Consider the following 16591-nt stretch of genomic DNA (forward strand, 5'->3'; position numbering starts at 1 on the left):
GCTGCGTATCTTAATGATATTTTTATGACTGTAAAGCGAAAAATTAAAAAAGTTGTTCAAGTGCCGAGAAATCAAACAAATACACGGCTTCACGCGCATAAAAGATGGTTTTGTATTCACCTGACACCATTTTCATCTGAAACTACTTGAAAATGGGAACTAAAACCCATACAACATACACTAAATAATTGTGTACCATTTTGGTCATATCATAAGTCCTGTTGGAGGAAACAATGGATCAACGTTCGATGTATTCAAGTGCATCTCAACCATCGGTATTGCAGACGAACAAGGTTCTACGCAACACCTATATGCTGCTTGCGATGACACTAGCGTTTAGTGCGGTTTGTGCTGGTATAGCAATGGCGGTAGGCATTTCTCCTATGATGTCTCTTGTTATGACTATCGGCGCTTTTATAACTCTATTTGTAGTGCAGAAAAAAGCTGATTCAGCATCTGGTATCTACTGGGTGTTTGCATTCACAGGTTTAATGGGTGCATCACTAGGCTACACGCTTAATTTCTATCTAGGTGTAGCAGGTCCCGGCCTAATCATGGAAGCACTAGGTGCAACAGCACTTGTGTTCTTTGCGCTATCTGGCTACGCCCTTACTACTAAGAAAGACTTCTCGTTTATGGGCGGCTTCTTGGTTGTGGGTCTAGTTGTAGTGCTTGTAGCCGCTATTGCGAATATCTTCTTCGCAGTGCCTGCGGTAAGCCTAGCAATCAGCGCAGCGATTGTGTTCATCATGTCAGGCTTCATTTTGTTTGACACAAGCCGTATCATCCACGGTGGTGAAACAAACTACATTCGCGCGACAGTTTCGCTATACTTGAACATATACAATTTGTTCACGTCTATCCTTCACCTTCTAGGTGCATTTGGCGGCGACGATTAATACAGCGTTAAAGGTTTAAAAGACAAACACCCCTTAAACGGGGTGTTTTTATTTGTATGGCAGAATATTCAATACTTATCACATCATCACCGTTTCAAGGCGACACAGCTTTACGCGCCCTCGCCTTTGTGCAAGGTGCCATTGATAACGGCGATGTAATTAACCACGTCTTTTTTTACAGCGACGGGGTCTATCACACCAACAGTTTAATGCTTAACACTGGTGACGAGCTATTTGCGCTTGATAGCTGGAGAGCACTCGCAACTGCGCACAACGTTAAGCTACTGGTGTGCATTACTGCTGCAGTTAAGCGAGGCATTGTGAGTGAATTAGAAGCGAAAGAGAATGGCATTGCACACGCCAACCTTGCAGCGCCGTTTGAACAAGCAGGTTTGGGCGAGTTTTTTACTGCCCTTCATGAGTGTAACAGGTTGGTGCAATTTTAATGGCACGTTTACTTATTAGATTTACGCAAGGCCCCTTTTCTAATGCGAAAAGCCAAGACGGTTTAGATTTCGCCCTCGCTGCAACAAACTACGGGCACGAAGTAAAGGTGATCTTTGAAAACCAAGGCGTGCTTCAGCTTGTTAAATCAGCGTCAATTAAAGGGCTTAAGAATCATACTAAGCGCCTAGCCAGTATGCCCTTTTTTGATATAGAAGAATGCTTTGTATGTAAAACAAGTGCAGAGAATTACGATATTGACCATGTTCTTGCAAATACCGATTTGTTTGAGGAACTTGAATGTGAGTGGATAAATCCAGCTGAAAAACTTGCCCTTATACAAAGCGTTGACCATGTGGTGACCTTCTAATGCTTATTACTATCTCAACCCCAACACTCTCTATTGCTGATAAACAGTTTCTAACGGCTGCCGTTAAACAATCAAACGCAGATTTAAGTGTTGTGTGTGTAAGCGACGGCGTATATGCCCCTAAAATCGAAAGCGCATTTTTTGAAAAATTAACAAATAGCGGCAAAGAAGAATCACCGTTCAGTTTGGCATTTATCGATAGCGATGCATCTTCACGAGGCGCTACGCTGCCGGATTACGCTACACCTATCACTTCTAGAGAATTAGCAGCCTTGTCAGCAAAACACATACACTGGATTACTCTTTCATGACGCAAGAAACCTATAGCTTTAATTATAAGGGCCAAGAAATTCCTACGGACAAAGCCGGGTATTTGATCGACTACACGCAGTGGGAAGAAGGAATGGTTGAGACACTGGCGCAAGAAGAAAACATTCAATTAACTGAAGCGCATTGGGAAGTGGTTCGTTTCGTGCGCGCTTTCTATGAAGAGTACGAAACCAGCCCAGCGATCCGCGCCCTCGTAAAAGCCATGGCTAATAAATTTGGTCCAGAAAAAGGTAATAGCCGCTACCTGCAGCGGCTGTTTAAAAAAGGCCCTGCTAAGCAAGCCACCAAACTGGCTGGATTACCTAAACCGGCTAAGTGTTTATAACGCTTTATTTAAAAAGATTTTTTTACAATATTTTGGCGTCATAGTTGAAGCGCTAGCAATAACCGCTAGCCTACCGGTTTAAACGCGCCTTGCTCCATTTCTCTTATCCTTCAAAGAGTAACGTCTGCTGCTAGTTTTTAAACAAGCGCTCTATCAAGAAAAAACCAAAGTCTAATTAGCGTGGTAACAATAGCCAGCCTTCGTTAGGCCCTTTCAAGCGCGCATTATTGATGTTTTTTTGGTATTGGTGCCGATATTGCAACAACTCCTTTACATTAGCGTTTTATTTGCTGTTTCAGGCACATTTTTCATATTTGCCTTTGCAAAACACCAGAAACGTGAATGTTTTACATAAATGGACATAGGAGGCTGTATGACAGTTCAAAAACACTACGTAATCGTTGCCAACCACGACAACGCTATTGCTTACACCTATACCAATCATGGAACCGCGCTTGTTGAAGTTAAAAAGTGGCATAACGAATTTAGTGACGCCAGCGATCAAAATATCTACACCGACAGGCCGGGAAGACAGTCGGCTCCTGCGTCGCAAGTACCCGGCGTGGACAGTATGAATCGAAAAGACGCAGCTGAACTTGAAGATGAGCGTTTCGCCAGTGATATTGCAGACTGGCTAGATGGTGAGCGTAAACGAGGTGCGTTGGGCTCTATAGATATTATTAGTGGACCAGGTTTTCTGGGAAAACTCAGGAATGAAATGTCATCCGCGTGTACCGACGTTGTCGATAAAGAAGTAACGAAGAATGTTTTAGGTGCCGATGAGGAAACTCTACTTTCTTATCTTAGATAGCACTCCCCTTAATAAATAGTTAAATATAGGCGGCTGTTGAAGACTGAGCCGCCTGCCCTACACATAATGAAAAACTTGTACCTTGGTAGATTCTTGCACTGGGCCACTATTGCGTTTATAAAAAAACGCTACCAAGCCTTAAGTAATTGCGTGTCTCCTATTGCCTCTGCACTTTTAAACGTCTTTACTCGCGTTACTTCAAGGTGGGTATAAATACGAGGATTATTCAAAATATACTCTACCTCATTATTTAATGAGCCTTGTGTGTCAGCGGTTAGCCACGCATTAATAGCATGACTATCATGAGGAAGAAAACAGGGAATAGATTTTTCATGGTACTGGCTAAAGCCTTCGATAGGCGGCCGCGTCACAACCGCACAGGAAAACAGCCCATTGCTAAAGCGCCGGTATACTGCGCCGATGAGCAATGCTCCGCTTGTGGGCTTCATTAAATAATGTGCTTTTCCTTTTCCAACTGGGTTCGACTCCCCTACCGCTGTTGCTACAACCACTGCTCGCCGCTCTCGGATGAACTTTCCCCAATAAGGGCTATCTAGATTGCGGGCGTTAAACGTGGTTCTATCGCCAATTTTGAGTGTGTCACCAACGGGCTTGGCGTCAAACCACCATGTTGCATCTATGGTGCTATCTCCAGACACGATTAAATTGGTAATTTGCTTTTCGGGCGCTTTACCAAATGCAGGATAGAAGTTAATGACGTTGCTTGAGGAGTACTCGTCAACAAAAAGCGGAATGGTTTGCGTAAGCCCTACTTCTTCAAGTAGTGCTATAACGTGAGGTGAGTCAGTAATACGTTGTATAAATCCGCACATAAAACATCTAGAAAAGACTGCCTACAGTTTAAAGTACAGAAGTTGTTTGGAAAATAACAGAAAAAGAGCCATCACATAACGCGATGGCTCTTAGTATTTAGCCGAACTTATTCGAAGCGAACAGTAATACCAGCATTCAATCTGCGACCTAATAAGTCATATAGCGGGTTGAATGTATAGCCAGGTGGTACTTTGTTAAACGCGTTTCTTAGGCCTACGTAAACGTCAACATTTTCGTTGTAGGTATATTCAATGCTGAAGTCGTGAGTCCAGATACTTCCAACAAAGGCCGGAGACACGTCTTCCGGAGAATCAGCACCTGGTGAAACGTCAAATAATGCAGAACGGTCAATAAAACGACTCGTGTAGTTGAAGTTCCACTCATCAAGACGATAGTCAACAATGGTTCTTAACTGATACTCAGGGTCACCTACCTCGCCTACTTCTACGTTGATTTCATCTGGGCGGTCTTGGAACGCATACTCTTCAAGTTCGTTCACTTTATTCCCTTGAAGGTTTAAGCGAAGTTCACCTGGTAGACCTAAATCACCCAGTTCAGTGGTATAGCGGATTTGGAATTCAACGCCCGACGTTTTGAGTGCAGAAGCGTTGATAAAGCCAGATCGTACAACTGCAACGTCATTATTTTCGTCACGGTCAATCTGAGAGCAGAAGCCTGCGTCAGGGCCACCGGTTGCATCCACACAGTTATCAAGAATGTCTTGTGCGCCAACTTCCGTGATTGCATCTTCAATTTCAATGTCGTAGAAATCAAGAGTTACAGAGAAGTTTTCTAAGAACTCTGGGGTCCAAACAACACCTACGGTTTTTGATTCACTGCTTTCAGAAAACAGATCAGGGTTACCGCCAGATACTGTTTCAATACTTACGTTATCGTTTGCTTCGAAACCAGCAGGAATACCAAGTGCTAGGCAGTTAGCCGCGCGATCAGGATCGTCATTAATGTTATCGGCATCACAAGGGTCGTTAATATTAGCGAAACCTGGTGATTGAGGAGAGAATGCTTCATCAACGTTAGGTGCACGAACAGCCTCACCTACTGTACCGCGAATTCGCACATCTTCTATCGGCGCCCACATAAAGCCTACTTGCCACGCATCTGCACTACCTGCATGAGAATAGTCAGCTGTACGATATGCCGCATCAAGTGATAACTCTTTTGCCAACATAACGTCACTAAGAAGTGGTAGACGAAGTTCGACGAAGAACTCGCTAACATCATAACCACCAAAAGAGTTTGGCGTTGCGGCGTTGGTGAATACGCCTTGTTGCGTTAATTCATCGGTCGTTGTCTCCACCTCTTCTTCGCGGTACTCGTAGCCTAAGGCGATACCTAATGGACCACCAGGAAGCTCAAACCACTCAGCAGAATCGAATGCGAGAGTTCCGCCAATCATTTCTTGAGTGATTTCATCTTCGCGTTGTACATCACCAGCGATGAAGTCTGCAGCAGCAGCACTTGCTTGACCGAATCCAAACGGATTAAACGGGGCACAGTTTTCTGGGTTAACCAATGCTGGGTCTTCATAGTCATCGCCCTGAAGCGAAGGAACTTGGCTGCGGCACGCAGCTTGACCTGTTTCCGGATCAATGACCGAATCCAGTGCTGCTAAGAAGTTTGAAGGAATCAAATCGTTCAAGGTACGACGCACGTTCGACACTTCACCTCGCGTGTAGTATACGTCGTAATCGAACTCAGTATCGCTTAGCGAGAAATAGCCTTCAAAACCACCAATGAAGCGGAAGAGCTCTCGGTCGTTAGACGCTGTTCGGTTACCAATATCGGTAAAGAAGCGTGACATTTCTACCACTGATTGACCGCCATCTAGAAGGCGTGAACGGGTAGATTCGTCCAAGAACGCGTTGTCTTCTACGTCTACAAATACACCACCAAAGCGGAAAGAAGGCTGAAATTGCTGTTCAATCTTTTTATCTACGTGTTTAACGTCGCCATAAAAACGAACATTGTCTGTAATGTCATAGCGAAACGTACTTGCTAAAGTGACCGTTTCTTGGTCTGGGATATAGTTGACATAGTCTTCACCGAAGAAAACAGAGTCGTAACGCTGATCGAAATTACCAAACGCGAAGCTATTATTTTCCAGGCGACTAACTTGATCCATAGGCGTGCCGTCTGGCATGAATGTGATTCTAGGACCACCACCAAATGGATTAATAACGCCGTACTGGTTAATCATCTCTGAACCAACAAACGGAACACGTAGTCTATCTGCAATGCCGTCGTTTTCGCCAGTATCTAATGGGTTAACAATCGTTCCCCATGCAGCTGCCTGTTGAAGCTCAGGCTGCATAACTTGGTTAATGTTGTTCTTTTCAGCAAAGAAAGTGATGTTACCTTTACCGTCTTCTGTTGTGTGTCCGTATAGCGCACTAAAATTATTAGTTCTATTTCCAACGCCTTCAAGGTCCGTAGTACCATCGAATCTAAACTCTAGTCCTTCATAATCGTCACGAAGGATAACGTTGATTACGCCTGATACCGCATCTGAACCATAAATAGCTGACGCGCCACCGGTAATAACTTCAATTCGCTCAATCATAGCGGCAGGAATTGAACCTGTGTCTACCGCATTTGAAAATGGTGAACCTGCGACGTGACGTTTACCATTAACCAGCGTTAGCGTTCTGTTTTCACCCAAAGATCGTAAATCTGGCGAACTTAGGCCAGCATTAGCATTACTGTTATTGTTACCAATTAAGGTTGAACCTGCTGCAATTGCAGGAAGTTCAGCAAGAATACTACCTAAGTCAGGCGTACCGAAACGCTTAATTTCTTCCGCACTTACTGAAACAATCGGCGCTGGCGTTGAAAGCTCTGCACGCTTAATACGCGAGCCCGTTACTTTAATTTTTTCAACCGACTCTTCATCTACTGAATTTTCTTGGGCTAAAACTGGATAGGCAATTGAGCCGACAAGACCAATCAACGCAGCATTTCGCAACGTCGTGGTAATGAGGTTTTTCTTAAACATGTGTGTTCCCTGGAATTTTGCTGAGGTAACGGAAATTCCAAGATGGACATTTCCCTTATCCCCAAACGTCTTTTTTGACTTATGAATCAATTTTTTCTGCCGTAAGGAAAGAAATATTTCTTTTTTATCACGCACGCGCAACATTAGCCAAAAGTATAAGACATGTAAAGAAGTGAATGTAATGACATTAGTGAATGAAAAATATAAGTTTTTTACTCAAAGTCAGCTCTCGTTTACATTTTGAAACAACTTTAACCTAGTGAAATTGTGTTTATAAGATTTTGAATATATTAAGTTTATTTAACTTTACTGAGGTTTTGTTGAAATTTTCCACTAACGTATTACAAAAAGTATGAAAATTTATACTGGCTTGAAAATAAAAAACCGACACTGAATTGCAATGTCGGTTTTTGTTTAATGTTTGCTTAGTCACTTTATTGAGGTTTCAGCCTTAAGTCTGTACGCGTTGAAAGCGCCCCGCGGATAAATTGTTAAGAAGCCTTGATAACCTCTTGCCCTGCCATGTAAGGCACTAGCGCTTTTGGAATAGTAACGCTTCCGTCTGCCTGCTGGTTATTCTCTAAAATAGCAACAAGCGTACGCCCTACAGCCAAACCAGAACCGTTCAATGTATGTAGCAATTCAGGTTTATTGGTTTCAGGGTTGCGGAACCGTGCCTGCATACGTCGCGCTTGGAAATCCAGCATGTTTGAACACGAAGAAATTTCACGGTATGTATTTTGCGCAGGTAGCCATACTTCAAGGTCATAGGTTTTACACGCGCCAAAGCCCATATCACCCGTGCATAACAGCATTTTACGATACGGCAACTCTAGCTTTTGCAGAATAATTTCGGCATGACCTGTAAGTGCTTCAAGTGCGTCAAAGCTATCTTCTGGCTTAACTAGCTGCACAAGTTCAACCTTGTCGAACTGGTGCTGACGGATAAGGCCTCGGGTGTCACGTCCGTACGAACCGGCCTCTGAGCGGAAGCAAGGCGTGTGCGCCGTCATTTTCACTGGCAATGTTTTCACATCTAAAATTTCATCACGGGCAATATTTGTCAGCGGTACTTCTGCCGTTGGAATAAGGCTTAGCCCCTGCCCCTCTTCTGTTGCTGGTTTGGTGTGAAAAAGATCTTCACCAAATTTAGGCAACTGGCCTGTGCCGTATAAGCTGTCTGCATTAACCAAATAAGGCACATACATTTCTTGATAGCCATGCTCTTGAGTATGGATGTCTAGCATAAATTGAGCAATAGCACGGTTCAAGCGAGCGATATCACCGCGCATAACAACAAAGCGGCTGCCCGTAAGCTTACTGGCGGTTGCGAAATCTAAGCCGTTGTTCAAGCCTTCTGCAACATCTACGTGATCTTTTACTTCAAAATCAAACGTACGCGGCTCGCCCCAACGAGAAATCTCAACGTTGTGGTTTTCGTTTTCACCTTCCGGCACCGACTCATGTGGTAAATTAGGAATGCCTTGGGTAAAGGTATTAATTTCATCTAACAGTTCACTAAGCTCGGCTTTAGCGGCATCAAGCTCGTCACCAAGCTTACCCACTTCTGCGAGAAGCGGCGCAATATCTTCACCTTGCGCTTTTGCTTTACCAATGGATTTACTTCGTACGTTTCGCTCGTTTTGCAGATCCTGTGTTCTGGACTGAAGTGTTTTTCTTTTTTCTTCAAGCGAACTGAAAGCTGCTACATCGAGGTTAAAACCACGGGCAGCCAATCGCTTAGCTGTTTGTTCTATATCGCTTCGCAAACACTTTGGATCTAACATGTGTTTCTACTTATCCTTTCATTAATTGAATGGCTAGCCAACCTGCTATAAGGCAAGCGCCAACGTTAAGAAATACATTTGCTGCGGCTTTAAGCCACAACCCGTTTTCTAATAAAGTTAAGGTTTCAACGGAAAATGTTGAGAATGTGGTAAAGGCACCTAATAACCCTACACCAATAAGCGCTCGGTATGGGGATTCGCTTAAATCATGACGTTCGATAAAACCGTACAGCAATGCGAGTGCAAACGAACCGACCACATTCACCGCTAGTGTACCAAACGGCATGTGTTTTCCAAATAAGGAATCAACACTTGTAGTAACAAAATAGCGTAAACAGGCACCACTTGCCCCGCCAGCGGCAATAAAACAATACAAAGCTAACCCTTGAGGCACGAAAAACTCCCTAGCGCGTTCTTTTTATAAGCTATTTGATATTACTTGAAATCATTGAGGTGCACGTGTGCAACTTTACCTTTTATTGTTACTTCTCGCATTAAGTGAGTCGAGAAATTCACGTTTCGCTTTTAGGGCTTTTTCTAAACCACGCTCATTGGGGTTGTATAGGCGAGTACCGGTAAGGCTCTCAGGAAAGTAGGACTCACCTGCGGCGAATGCATTTGGCTCGTTGTGCGCATAACGGTAACCATCGCCGTGGCCTAGCTCTTTCAAAAGCCCTGTTGGCGCATTTCGCAAATGCATAGGAACCGACGCATCTGAGGTCTTGCGCGCCAGTGCTTTTGCTTCGTTAAACGCCATATAAACCGCATTACTTTTTGCTGCTAATGCGCAATATACTGCAGCTTGCGCAATAGCGCGTTCACCCTCTGCGGGCCCTACGCGGTGAAAGGTATCCCAGGCATTGATACATAGCTGCATCGCCCTTGGGTCGGCGTTACCAATATCTTCCGACGCAATAGCCAGAAGCCGTCTTCCCACATATAACGCGTCACCGCCACCATCGAGAATTCTTGCGTACCAGTAAAGCGCAGCGTCAGGATCTGAGCCTCTCACGGATTTATGAAAGGCTGAAATCAGGTCATAAAAGGTATCGCCCTTGTTGTCGTAGCTCGCCACTTTCTCGCCCACAGCATGTTCAACATCGCTAACGGTAATGTCGTTAGCGCTTGTGAAATCTGCAGCTAGCTCCAAATAAGTGAGAAGACGGCGGGCATCACCACCGCTTAAATCTATAAGGGCGTTTCTTGCTGTTTCATCAATGCCAAGAGCCCTGTCGCCCAGTCCTTTTTCAGTATCGACTAGCGCCCTATCAATTAACTCTGACAGCGCGTGTTGTTCCAGCGTCTTTAACACATACACACGCACCCGAGATAACAAGGCTTTGTTTAGTTCAAATGAAGGGTTTTCTGTTGTTGCGCCTATGAAGGTGACAACACCTGATTCAACAAACGGGAGAAAGGCGTCCTGCTGACTTTTATTAAACCGGTGAACTTCGTCAACAAAAAGCAGCGTTCGCTGATTATAACGGGCATTATCTTCAGCCGTTTCCATAGCCGCTCTAATGTCTTTAACTCCAGAAGTAACCGCCGAAATACGTAATACAGACGCATTAGTATACTGAGCGATAAGCTCAGCAAGCGTCGTTTTTCCGGTGCCTGGAGGCCCCCATAAAATCATTGAGTGGCAGTGCCCTGCCTCTAACATTTTACGAAGTGGTTTGCCTTCTCCCAGTAGATGCTCTTGCCCGCTATATTGCGCTATGGTAACGGGGCGCATGCGCGCCGCCAACGGCGCGAAGTCTTGTTTAACGCTGGTCATCAACTATAAAGCTATCTGGGATATCTACTGAAAATGTATCGGCAGGAATAGGAAAACGGGTTTCAATATTATTGAATACTAAGGTGCTTACCTGTTGTTGAGCATCTAGCATATTGAGCGAAGCCAGTTCGTTATCTTGGTTGAAAGACAGCGTGAGAGTAACGATTTGCCCCCCTTCTTCTTTAGGCGTGATTTGATAACTTTGCATCACCGTATCGTTATTGATATCGCTTGCCGAAGTGTTGGTAGGTACACCATTGTTCATTTGGCTGATAGAAAACTTTGACCACGTCGCTTCATCTGTAGATGTAAGCAAAACGATAGGGTTATCCTTAATCGCATTATCTTGAGATAGCACCGTCACCTGCTCTACGAAGGTATCCACATTCCAAACTGCATCTCCATCGGCTACAAGCAATGTTTCATCTGGAAATGTTGTTTCCCAGCGAAGTTTATTGGGACGGGTCATAGTAAGCGTGCCTTGGGCCTCATGCACTACGTTTTGCTGCGCATCAACCACTGTCTGAGCAAACTCAGCACGGAACTGTTTCATGTTGCTCAATCGCGTCTGCAGCGATGAACTTACTGAGTCATTGATACTTTCTTTTTGCGCTATAGCTGTAGTGTCTACGCTGCTACTAGTAGCTAATTCTGCCGATGCGTTGGCAGCATTTATCATTAGGCCGCCAGCGGTTAGTGCACTTATAAAATAAACCGAAACTGCTTTATTCATTTATTCAATCCATTCGTTATTCTTTGTGGGGCGGCGGTGCAAGTACCTCACGGTTCCCATTATGCCCCTGTGCACTTACGACACCACTCATTTCCATTTGTTCAACAAGTCGCGCAGCGCGATTGTAACCAATTCTAAATTTACGCTGCACGCTAGAGACACTAGCTCGGCGGGTTTCAGTGACAAAAGCTACAGCTTCGTCATAAAAAGCATCAAATTCCTGATCTTCGCCTTCAGGCTGTTCACCAGGAAGTAAAACTTCTGCCGATGCCTCGCCATTTAAGATTTCGTCAATGTATTCGGGTTCACCGCGTTTTTGCCAGTCAGCTACTACAGCGTGCACTTCATGGTCATCCACAAACGCACCGTGCACACGAGTAGGTACTGGACTTCCAGGTGGAAGATAAAGCATATCCCCCATACCTAGTAATGTTTCTGCGCCTTGTTGGTCAAGAATAGTTCTTGAATCTATTTTACTTGATACCTGGAATGCACAACGAGTTGGAATGTTCGCTTTAATCAAACCGGTGATAACATCTACAGACGGGCGCTGTGTGGCAAGAATAAGGTGTATGCCCGCAGCACGAGCTTTCTGTGCGATACGTGCAATGAGTTCTTCAACTTTTTTACCCACTATCATCATCATGTCGGCAAATTCATCAACAACGACTACAATAGCAGGAAGCTTACCCAAGTCTGGTGCTTCGGCATCCATACTTTCTTCATTCTTCCAAAGCGGGTCTTTAATTGGCGTACCGTTGGCAATAGCCTCTTCAACTTTTGCGTTATAGCCTTTAAGGTTACGTACACCAAGGGCGCTCATAAGTCGATAACGGCGTTCCATTTCACCCACACACCAACGAAGCGCATTGGCGGCCTCTTTCATGTCTGTAACCACTTCCGACAATAAATGGGGAATGCCTTCATATACAGACAGTTCAAGCATTTTAGGGTCAATCATGATCATGCGCACGTCTTCTGGCGTACTCTTATACAACAAGCTCAGTATCATCACGTTTACGCCCACTGATTTACCTGAACCCGTTGTACCTGCCACCAATAGATGAGGCATTTTTGCCAGGTCAACAACAACGGGTTGCCCTGAGATATCTGCACCCAGCACCATCGTTAACGGTGATTTGTTTGACTGGAACGTGTCGCAACTAATCACTTCGCTCAAGCGGACCATTTCTCGCTTTTTATTCGGAAGTTCTAAGCCAATAACTGACTTACCGGGAATAACTTCAACAACGCGTACTGAGATTGCTGACATAGCGCGGGCCAGGTCTTTTGAGAGGCCAGTAATTTTGCTCACTTTTACACCAGGGGCCAAATCAAGTTCGAAGCGAGTGATTACTGGGCCGGGATAAACCCCGACGACTGTTGCCTCAATATTAAAATCAGCAAGTTTTTCTTCAACAAGCCGTGAAATCCCTTCAATCTCTTCAGGAGTGAGCGGGTTTTCGTGCTTATCTGCGCGCTCTAGTAAATCAAAAGATGGCATAGGTGGTAGATTCGGATCCACCTCTTCTGCTCTGGGCTTTACTGGTTTTGCTCCTAGCGCAGCGGGAGCGAAATTCTGTGCTTGAGGCTGAAGCGGAGTTGAAATCGATTCTGCTTGCTCTTCTTGCGCTGCATTAGATGTGCTACTAGCAGAGGATGTTGGCTTTGTGCCTGTTTCATAGGGCAAATCCTCATCAAACTCCTCTAACTCGTCAAAATTAATGTGCGGACTTTGCTGAGTAGCCGTCCCTTGCGAATTTTCAGCAAGTGTATTTTCTGCACTTACTTCATCCTCATGAGATTTGCCAAACCCGACTTTACCTTTAACAGAGTCAGCAACAGCATTTTTAAAACCTGACAATGAGAATGCAGACTTTTTAGTGTCCTGTGTGTTTTCAGATTCTTTGTCAGCTTGTTCGTCAATATCACTTTTCGTATCGCTAGTTTTGTCGGGAGCTGTATTACTCGCTTCGTTATTTGTGTCGTATGTGTAAAACGGAGGCTCGTCGTCTATGTCGCTACTACCGAATGTTGGCTCACTGCGCTTTACAGCTGCGGGCTTAGCGTGCACTTGCTGTGTGTCATTGTCTGTTGCTAACGGTTCTGCGCGCATACTTGTAATATCTAACGCTGCGGTTTCATCACCGTTTTGTTGAGAGGATTTGTTGGAAAGGGCCAAGCGCGGCATTTCCAACGCTAAAAGGCTCTGCGGAGCAGAAAGTGTTTTACGCCCTAACCAAAGCGTACCCTCGCCCAGCCTGTCGATGATGGTTAACCAACTAATACCGGTAAGTAGCGTAAAACCGGTACAGAAAAAGCACAGTAGTAAGAGAATTGTACCTGCCGTATTAAAGTACGGCACAAGCGCTGAACTAATAACGTCGCCGACAAAGCCGCCAGCTGAAAAATTGTAAATATCGTCGAAGTTAATACTTGCAATACCCGTTGCGCCTAGGGCTATCAGCAAACCGCCTATGATGCGCAGCCCGATGGTGAGGTAGTCAAACTCGTCCAGCTCTTTGATGTGCTGAAACAAAAACCATCCTAAAAAGGCGGCTCCGAAAGGCAAAAGATAAGCTAAAAAACCAAAAGAAAAGAGCAGAAGATCAGCTACCCACGCTCCGGTTGCTCCAACCCAGTTGTGTACGTCTAATTGCAACCCAGCCTGACTCCAACCGGGGTCTCCTGGATGAAAAGATGCTAGTGCCAGCAATAAAAAGAAGGCGAAAACACAGGCGATAATCATGCCTGCTTCCCACACTCGCTGAACCCCTGTTAATCGCGCCATAACCCTAAAAAACCTTCAAATTCCGTCGCATTTACTACAGCTATTATTATCACATGTTTTGTCACACGCTTTTCGCATGAGTTATGCGCTAATAGCAGCAAAGAGCTTAGCAAACTCCTTGCAATTCCTAGATAATTTTTATTTTATGCAAGACACTAAAACCGCAAAAACAACTACTTTCCGGTTCCCTGCCCTTCCGTTTGTCACTTCTCGCTTTCCTTTGAGAAATCTTAAACACTGTATTTTTGCACAGCCTACCATAAAATCACTCAATTGAGCCACGCTTTCATTACTTCAAATTAATGCGAAGTGACGATGTACTTTTTACCTCTTCCATCACGACATAGGTACGCGACTCGCTTACTCCTGGTAATCGTAACAGCGTATCGCCTAACAGTTTTCGGTAACTTCCCATATCCGCTACACGCGCCTTTAACAGAAAATCAAAATCTCCCGATACCAAATGACATTCCTGTATATCGTCATGCAGTTTCACCGCAGCAGAAAATTCTGCAAAGATATCGACAGATGTTTTGGTCAAGGTTATCTCTACAAACACCAGCATAGCGGCACCTAGCTTCTCGGGGTCAACAATGGCGTGATAACCTTTGATATAGCCTTGTGACTCCAGTCTTTTTACTCTCTCTAGACACGGGCTGGGGCTTAAACCTACCTCTTTAGCAAGCTCAACATTCGATATACGCCCGTTTTTCTGGAGTTGTACAAGAATATTCCTGTCTATTCGGTCAAGGTGTTTTGGGGTCTTTACCAACATATAATGTATTTCATAAATGAGGATATACAGAATTATATTCTATAAAAGAACATTCTTCAGCAGATAGTTCGTTTTTTTATGGCGTATACTCGCCAAATATCGTGTTGGGCAATGTCACCCACAGCTATAAATTGAAATTCAACCAGAGCCGCATAGAAGCTCACTTTAAAATTGAGGACGATACATGATAGTTGGTGTACCAAAAGAAATTAAAAACCATGAGTACCGTGTTGGCTTAACACCTGCAGCGGTAAAAGAATTTGTTACCCATGGCCATAGTGTTTTAGTTGAAACTAACGCGGGCGATGCTATTGGTTTCACCGACGATTTGTATATCGAGGCGGGCGCTTCAATTGCAGCTACAGCTGAGCAAGTGTTTGCAGAAGCAGAAATGATTGTAAAAGTAAAAGAGCCACAACCTAACGAGTGTAAAATGCTGCGTAAAGGTCAAACGCTTTATACCTACCTACACCTTGCCCCAGACCCCACACAAACCAAGCTTCTAGTGGAATCAGGCGCAACATGTATTGCATATGAAACCGTAACTGACGAACGCAATGGGCTGCCGCTACTTGCACCTATGAGTGAAGTTGCTGGTCGCATGTCTGTTCAAGCCGGTGCACATTATTTAGAAAAAGCGCACGGCGGTAGCGGTACGCTTCTTGGTGGTGTACCAGGCGTAGCGCCGGGTAAAGTATTGGTTATCGGTGGTGGTGTTGTAGGTACTAACGCTGCGAAAATGGCACTTGGTCTCGGCGCTGATGTAACCATCTTAGATCGTTCTCTTCCACGCCTTCGTCAGCTAGACGATATTTTCAACGGTCAAGTAAAAACAGTATACTCAACCGTTGATGCTATTGAGCACTATTCTTCAAAAGCTGATCTTGTTGTTGGCGCAGTACTTATTCCTGGTGCCGCGGCACCGAAGCTGCTTACTCGCGAACAAATTAAAGCAATGAAGCCTGGTTCAGTACTAGTTGACGTTGCGATTGACCAAGGTGGCTGTTTTGAAACCTCTAAAGCCACTACTCACCAAGACCCAGTTTACATTGTTGATGATGTGGTTCACTACTGCGTTGCGAACATGCCAGGTGGCGTTGCGCGCACCTCTACAATGGCACTTAACAACGCTACATTGCCATTCGGCTTAGCCCTTGCAAACAAAGGTCCAGCGAAAGCCATGCTTGAAGACAAGCACTTGCTTAACGGCTTGAACGTTCACGAGGGTAAAGTCACCTATAAAGCGGTTGTTGATGCACTAGGTGAAGAACTAGGCTTAACATATACGCCTGCTGAAGTTGCACTTAAAGGCGAATAAGACTTTTCGTTTATTTTAATGGCTCTAGGTCACTCTCGTGAATAAGTAGCCTTAAAAAAGCTCGGTATGTGAACACGACATCCGAGCTTTTTTTTATCTTAAACGCTTAATAGCGAAATAAGCTAAATTTATTATTGCTTCAAGTTCGCTCCCCCTCCTCACGCTTAGTAAATTGCCATGTCAACTGTTGCTCGGAGTAGACGTCGCACTAGACACACTAATCCGTGCATGAAATATCCTAACCATTGAGTTTAACCATACCAAATGGTAAGTTTACTAGTCACTGTACACCCACCGGTGGCGTTTCACTTTTGTGGAGGCTGAGGTGCCTATGACATTAAACTGTGCAGTCGAGAAAATGGAAATATGAAGCACTGGCTAAAG

15 protein-coding genes are annotated in these 16591 nt (G+C 44.6%); 7 read left to right on the plus strand and 8 right to left on the minus strand.

Annotated features, from left to right (window positions below):
* Positions 1–233: 233 nt before the first annotated feature.
* From GVO62_RS10225 to GVO62_RS10250, 6 genes are all read left to right on the plus strand, one after another.
* On the plus strand, positions 234–899 hold the full coding sequence (locus GVO62_RS10225) for a Bax inhibitor-1/YccA family protein (protein ID WP_014949619.1): 666 nt from the start codon (positions 234–236) through the stop codon (positions 897–899).
* Positions 900–955: 56 nt separating this feature from the next.
* Complete coding sequence (gene tusD, locus GVO62_RS10230; protein WP_159119066.1) at positions 956–1345, plus strand: sulfurtransferase complex subunit TusD; 390 nt, start codon at positions 956–958, stop codon at positions 1343–1345.
* Positions 1345–1713 carry a DsrE family protein gene (locus GVO62_RS10235; RefSeq protein WP_159119068.1) on the plus strand — a complete coding sequence of 123 codons (369 nt, stop codon included), beginning with the start codon at positions 1345–1347 and terminating at the stop codon, positions 1711–1713. Before tusD ends, GVO62_RS10235 begins: the two co-directional genes overlap by 1 nt.
* Positions 1713–2024, plus strand: coding sequence for a hypothetical protein (locus GVO62_RS10240; protein WP_159119070.1), 312 nt, complete (start codon positions 1713–1715; stop codon positions 2022–2024). The genes GVO62_RS10235 and GVO62_RS10240 overlap by 1 nt, the downstream gene beginning before the upstream one ends.
* On the plus strand, positions 2021–2368 hold the full coding sequence (locus GVO62_RS10245) for a TusE/DsrC/DsvC family sulfur relay protein (protein WP_159119072.1): 348 nt from the start codon (positions 2021–2023) through the stop codon (positions 2366–2368). Before GVO62_RS10240 ends, GVO62_RS10245 begins: the two co-directional genes overlap by 4 nt.
* 373 nt (positions 2369–2741) lie before the next feature.
* Positions 2742–3179 carry a baeRF12 domain-containing protein gene (locus tag GVO62_RS10250; RefSeq protein WP_159119074.1) on the plus strand — a complete coding sequence of 146 codons (438 nt, stop codon included), beginning with the start codon at positions 2742–2744 and terminating at the stop codon, positions 3177–3179.
* Between the two features lie 128 nt (positions 3180–3307).
* Here the strand turns inward: GVO62_RS10250 and GVO62_RS10255 are convergent, their stop codons facing one another.
* The 8 genes from GVO62_RS10255 to lrp form a co-directional block, all read right to left on the minus strand.
* Positions 3308–4012 carry an SOS response-associated peptidase family protein gene (locus GVO62_RS10255; protein WP_159119076.1) on the minus strand — a complete coding sequence of 235 codons (705 nt, stop codon included), beginning with the start codon at positions 4010–4012 and terminating at the stop codon, positions 3308–3310.
* Between the two features lie 107 nt (positions 4013–4119).
* Positions 4120–7026, minus strand: coding sequence for a TonB-dependent receptor plug domain-containing protein (locus GVO62_RS10260; protein ID WP_159119078.1), 2907 nt, complete (start codon positions 7024–7026; stop codon positions 4120–4122).
* Positions 7027–7517: 491 nt separating this feature from the next.
* The gene (gene serS / locus GVO62_RS10265) at positions 7518–8813 is read right to left on the minus strand and encodes a serine--tRNA ligase (RefSeq protein WP_159119080.1); all 1296 of its coding nucleotides are present in this window, start codon (positions 8811–8813) and stop codon (positions 7518–7520) included.
* A 10-nt stretch (positions 8814–8823) separates the two neighbouring features.
* On the minus strand, positions 8824–9207 hold the full coding sequence (crcB, locus tag GVO62_RS10270) for a fluoride efflux transporter CrcB (protein ID WP_120959149.1): 384 nt from the start codon (positions 9205–9207) through the stop codon (positions 8824–8826).
* A gap of 75 nt (positions 9208–9282) precedes the next feature.
* Entirely contained in the window at positions 9283–10590 is a 1308-nt protein-coding gene (locus GVO62_RS10275; protein WP_159119082.1) for a replication-associated recombination protein A, read from the minus strand.
* On the minus strand, positions 10577–11323 hold the full coding sequence (gene lolA / locus GVO62_RS10280; protein WP_159119084.1) for an outer membrane lipoprotein chaperone LolA: 747 nt from the start codon (positions 11321–11323) through the stop codon (positions 10577–10579). The genes GVO62_RS10275 and lolA overlap by 14 nt, the downstream gene beginning before the upstream one ends.
* Before the next feature lie 16 nt (positions 11324–11339).
* On the minus strand, positions 11340–14114 hold the full coding sequence (locus GVO62_RS10285) for a DNA translocase FtsK (protein ID WP_159119092.1): 2775 nt from the start codon (positions 14112–14114) through the stop codon (positions 11340–11342).
* Positions 14115–14403: 289 nt separating this feature from the next.
* Positions 14404–14889, minus strand: coding sequence for a leucine-responsive transcriptional regulator Lrp (gene lrp / locus GVO62_RS10290; protein ID WP_105931385.1), 486 nt, complete (start codon positions 14887–14889; stop codon positions 14404–14406).
* Positions 14890–15073: 184 nt separating this feature from the next.
* Here lrp and ald point away from each other — a divergent pair, with 184 nt between their 5' ends.
* Positions 15074–16207 carry an alanine dehydrogenase gene (gene ald, locus GVO62_RS10295; protein WP_105931386.1) on the plus strand — a complete coding sequence of 378 codons (1134 nt, stop codon included), beginning with the start codon at positions 15074–15076 and terminating at the stop codon, positions 16205–16207.
* Positions 16208–16591 lie beyond the last annotated feature (384 nt).

The sequence above is a fragment of the Alteromonas sp. KUL150 genome (assembly GCF_009811475.1).
Lineage (GTDB): Bacteria > Pseudomonadota > Gammaproteobacteria > Enterobacterales > Alteromonadaceae > Alteromonas > Alteromonas gracilis.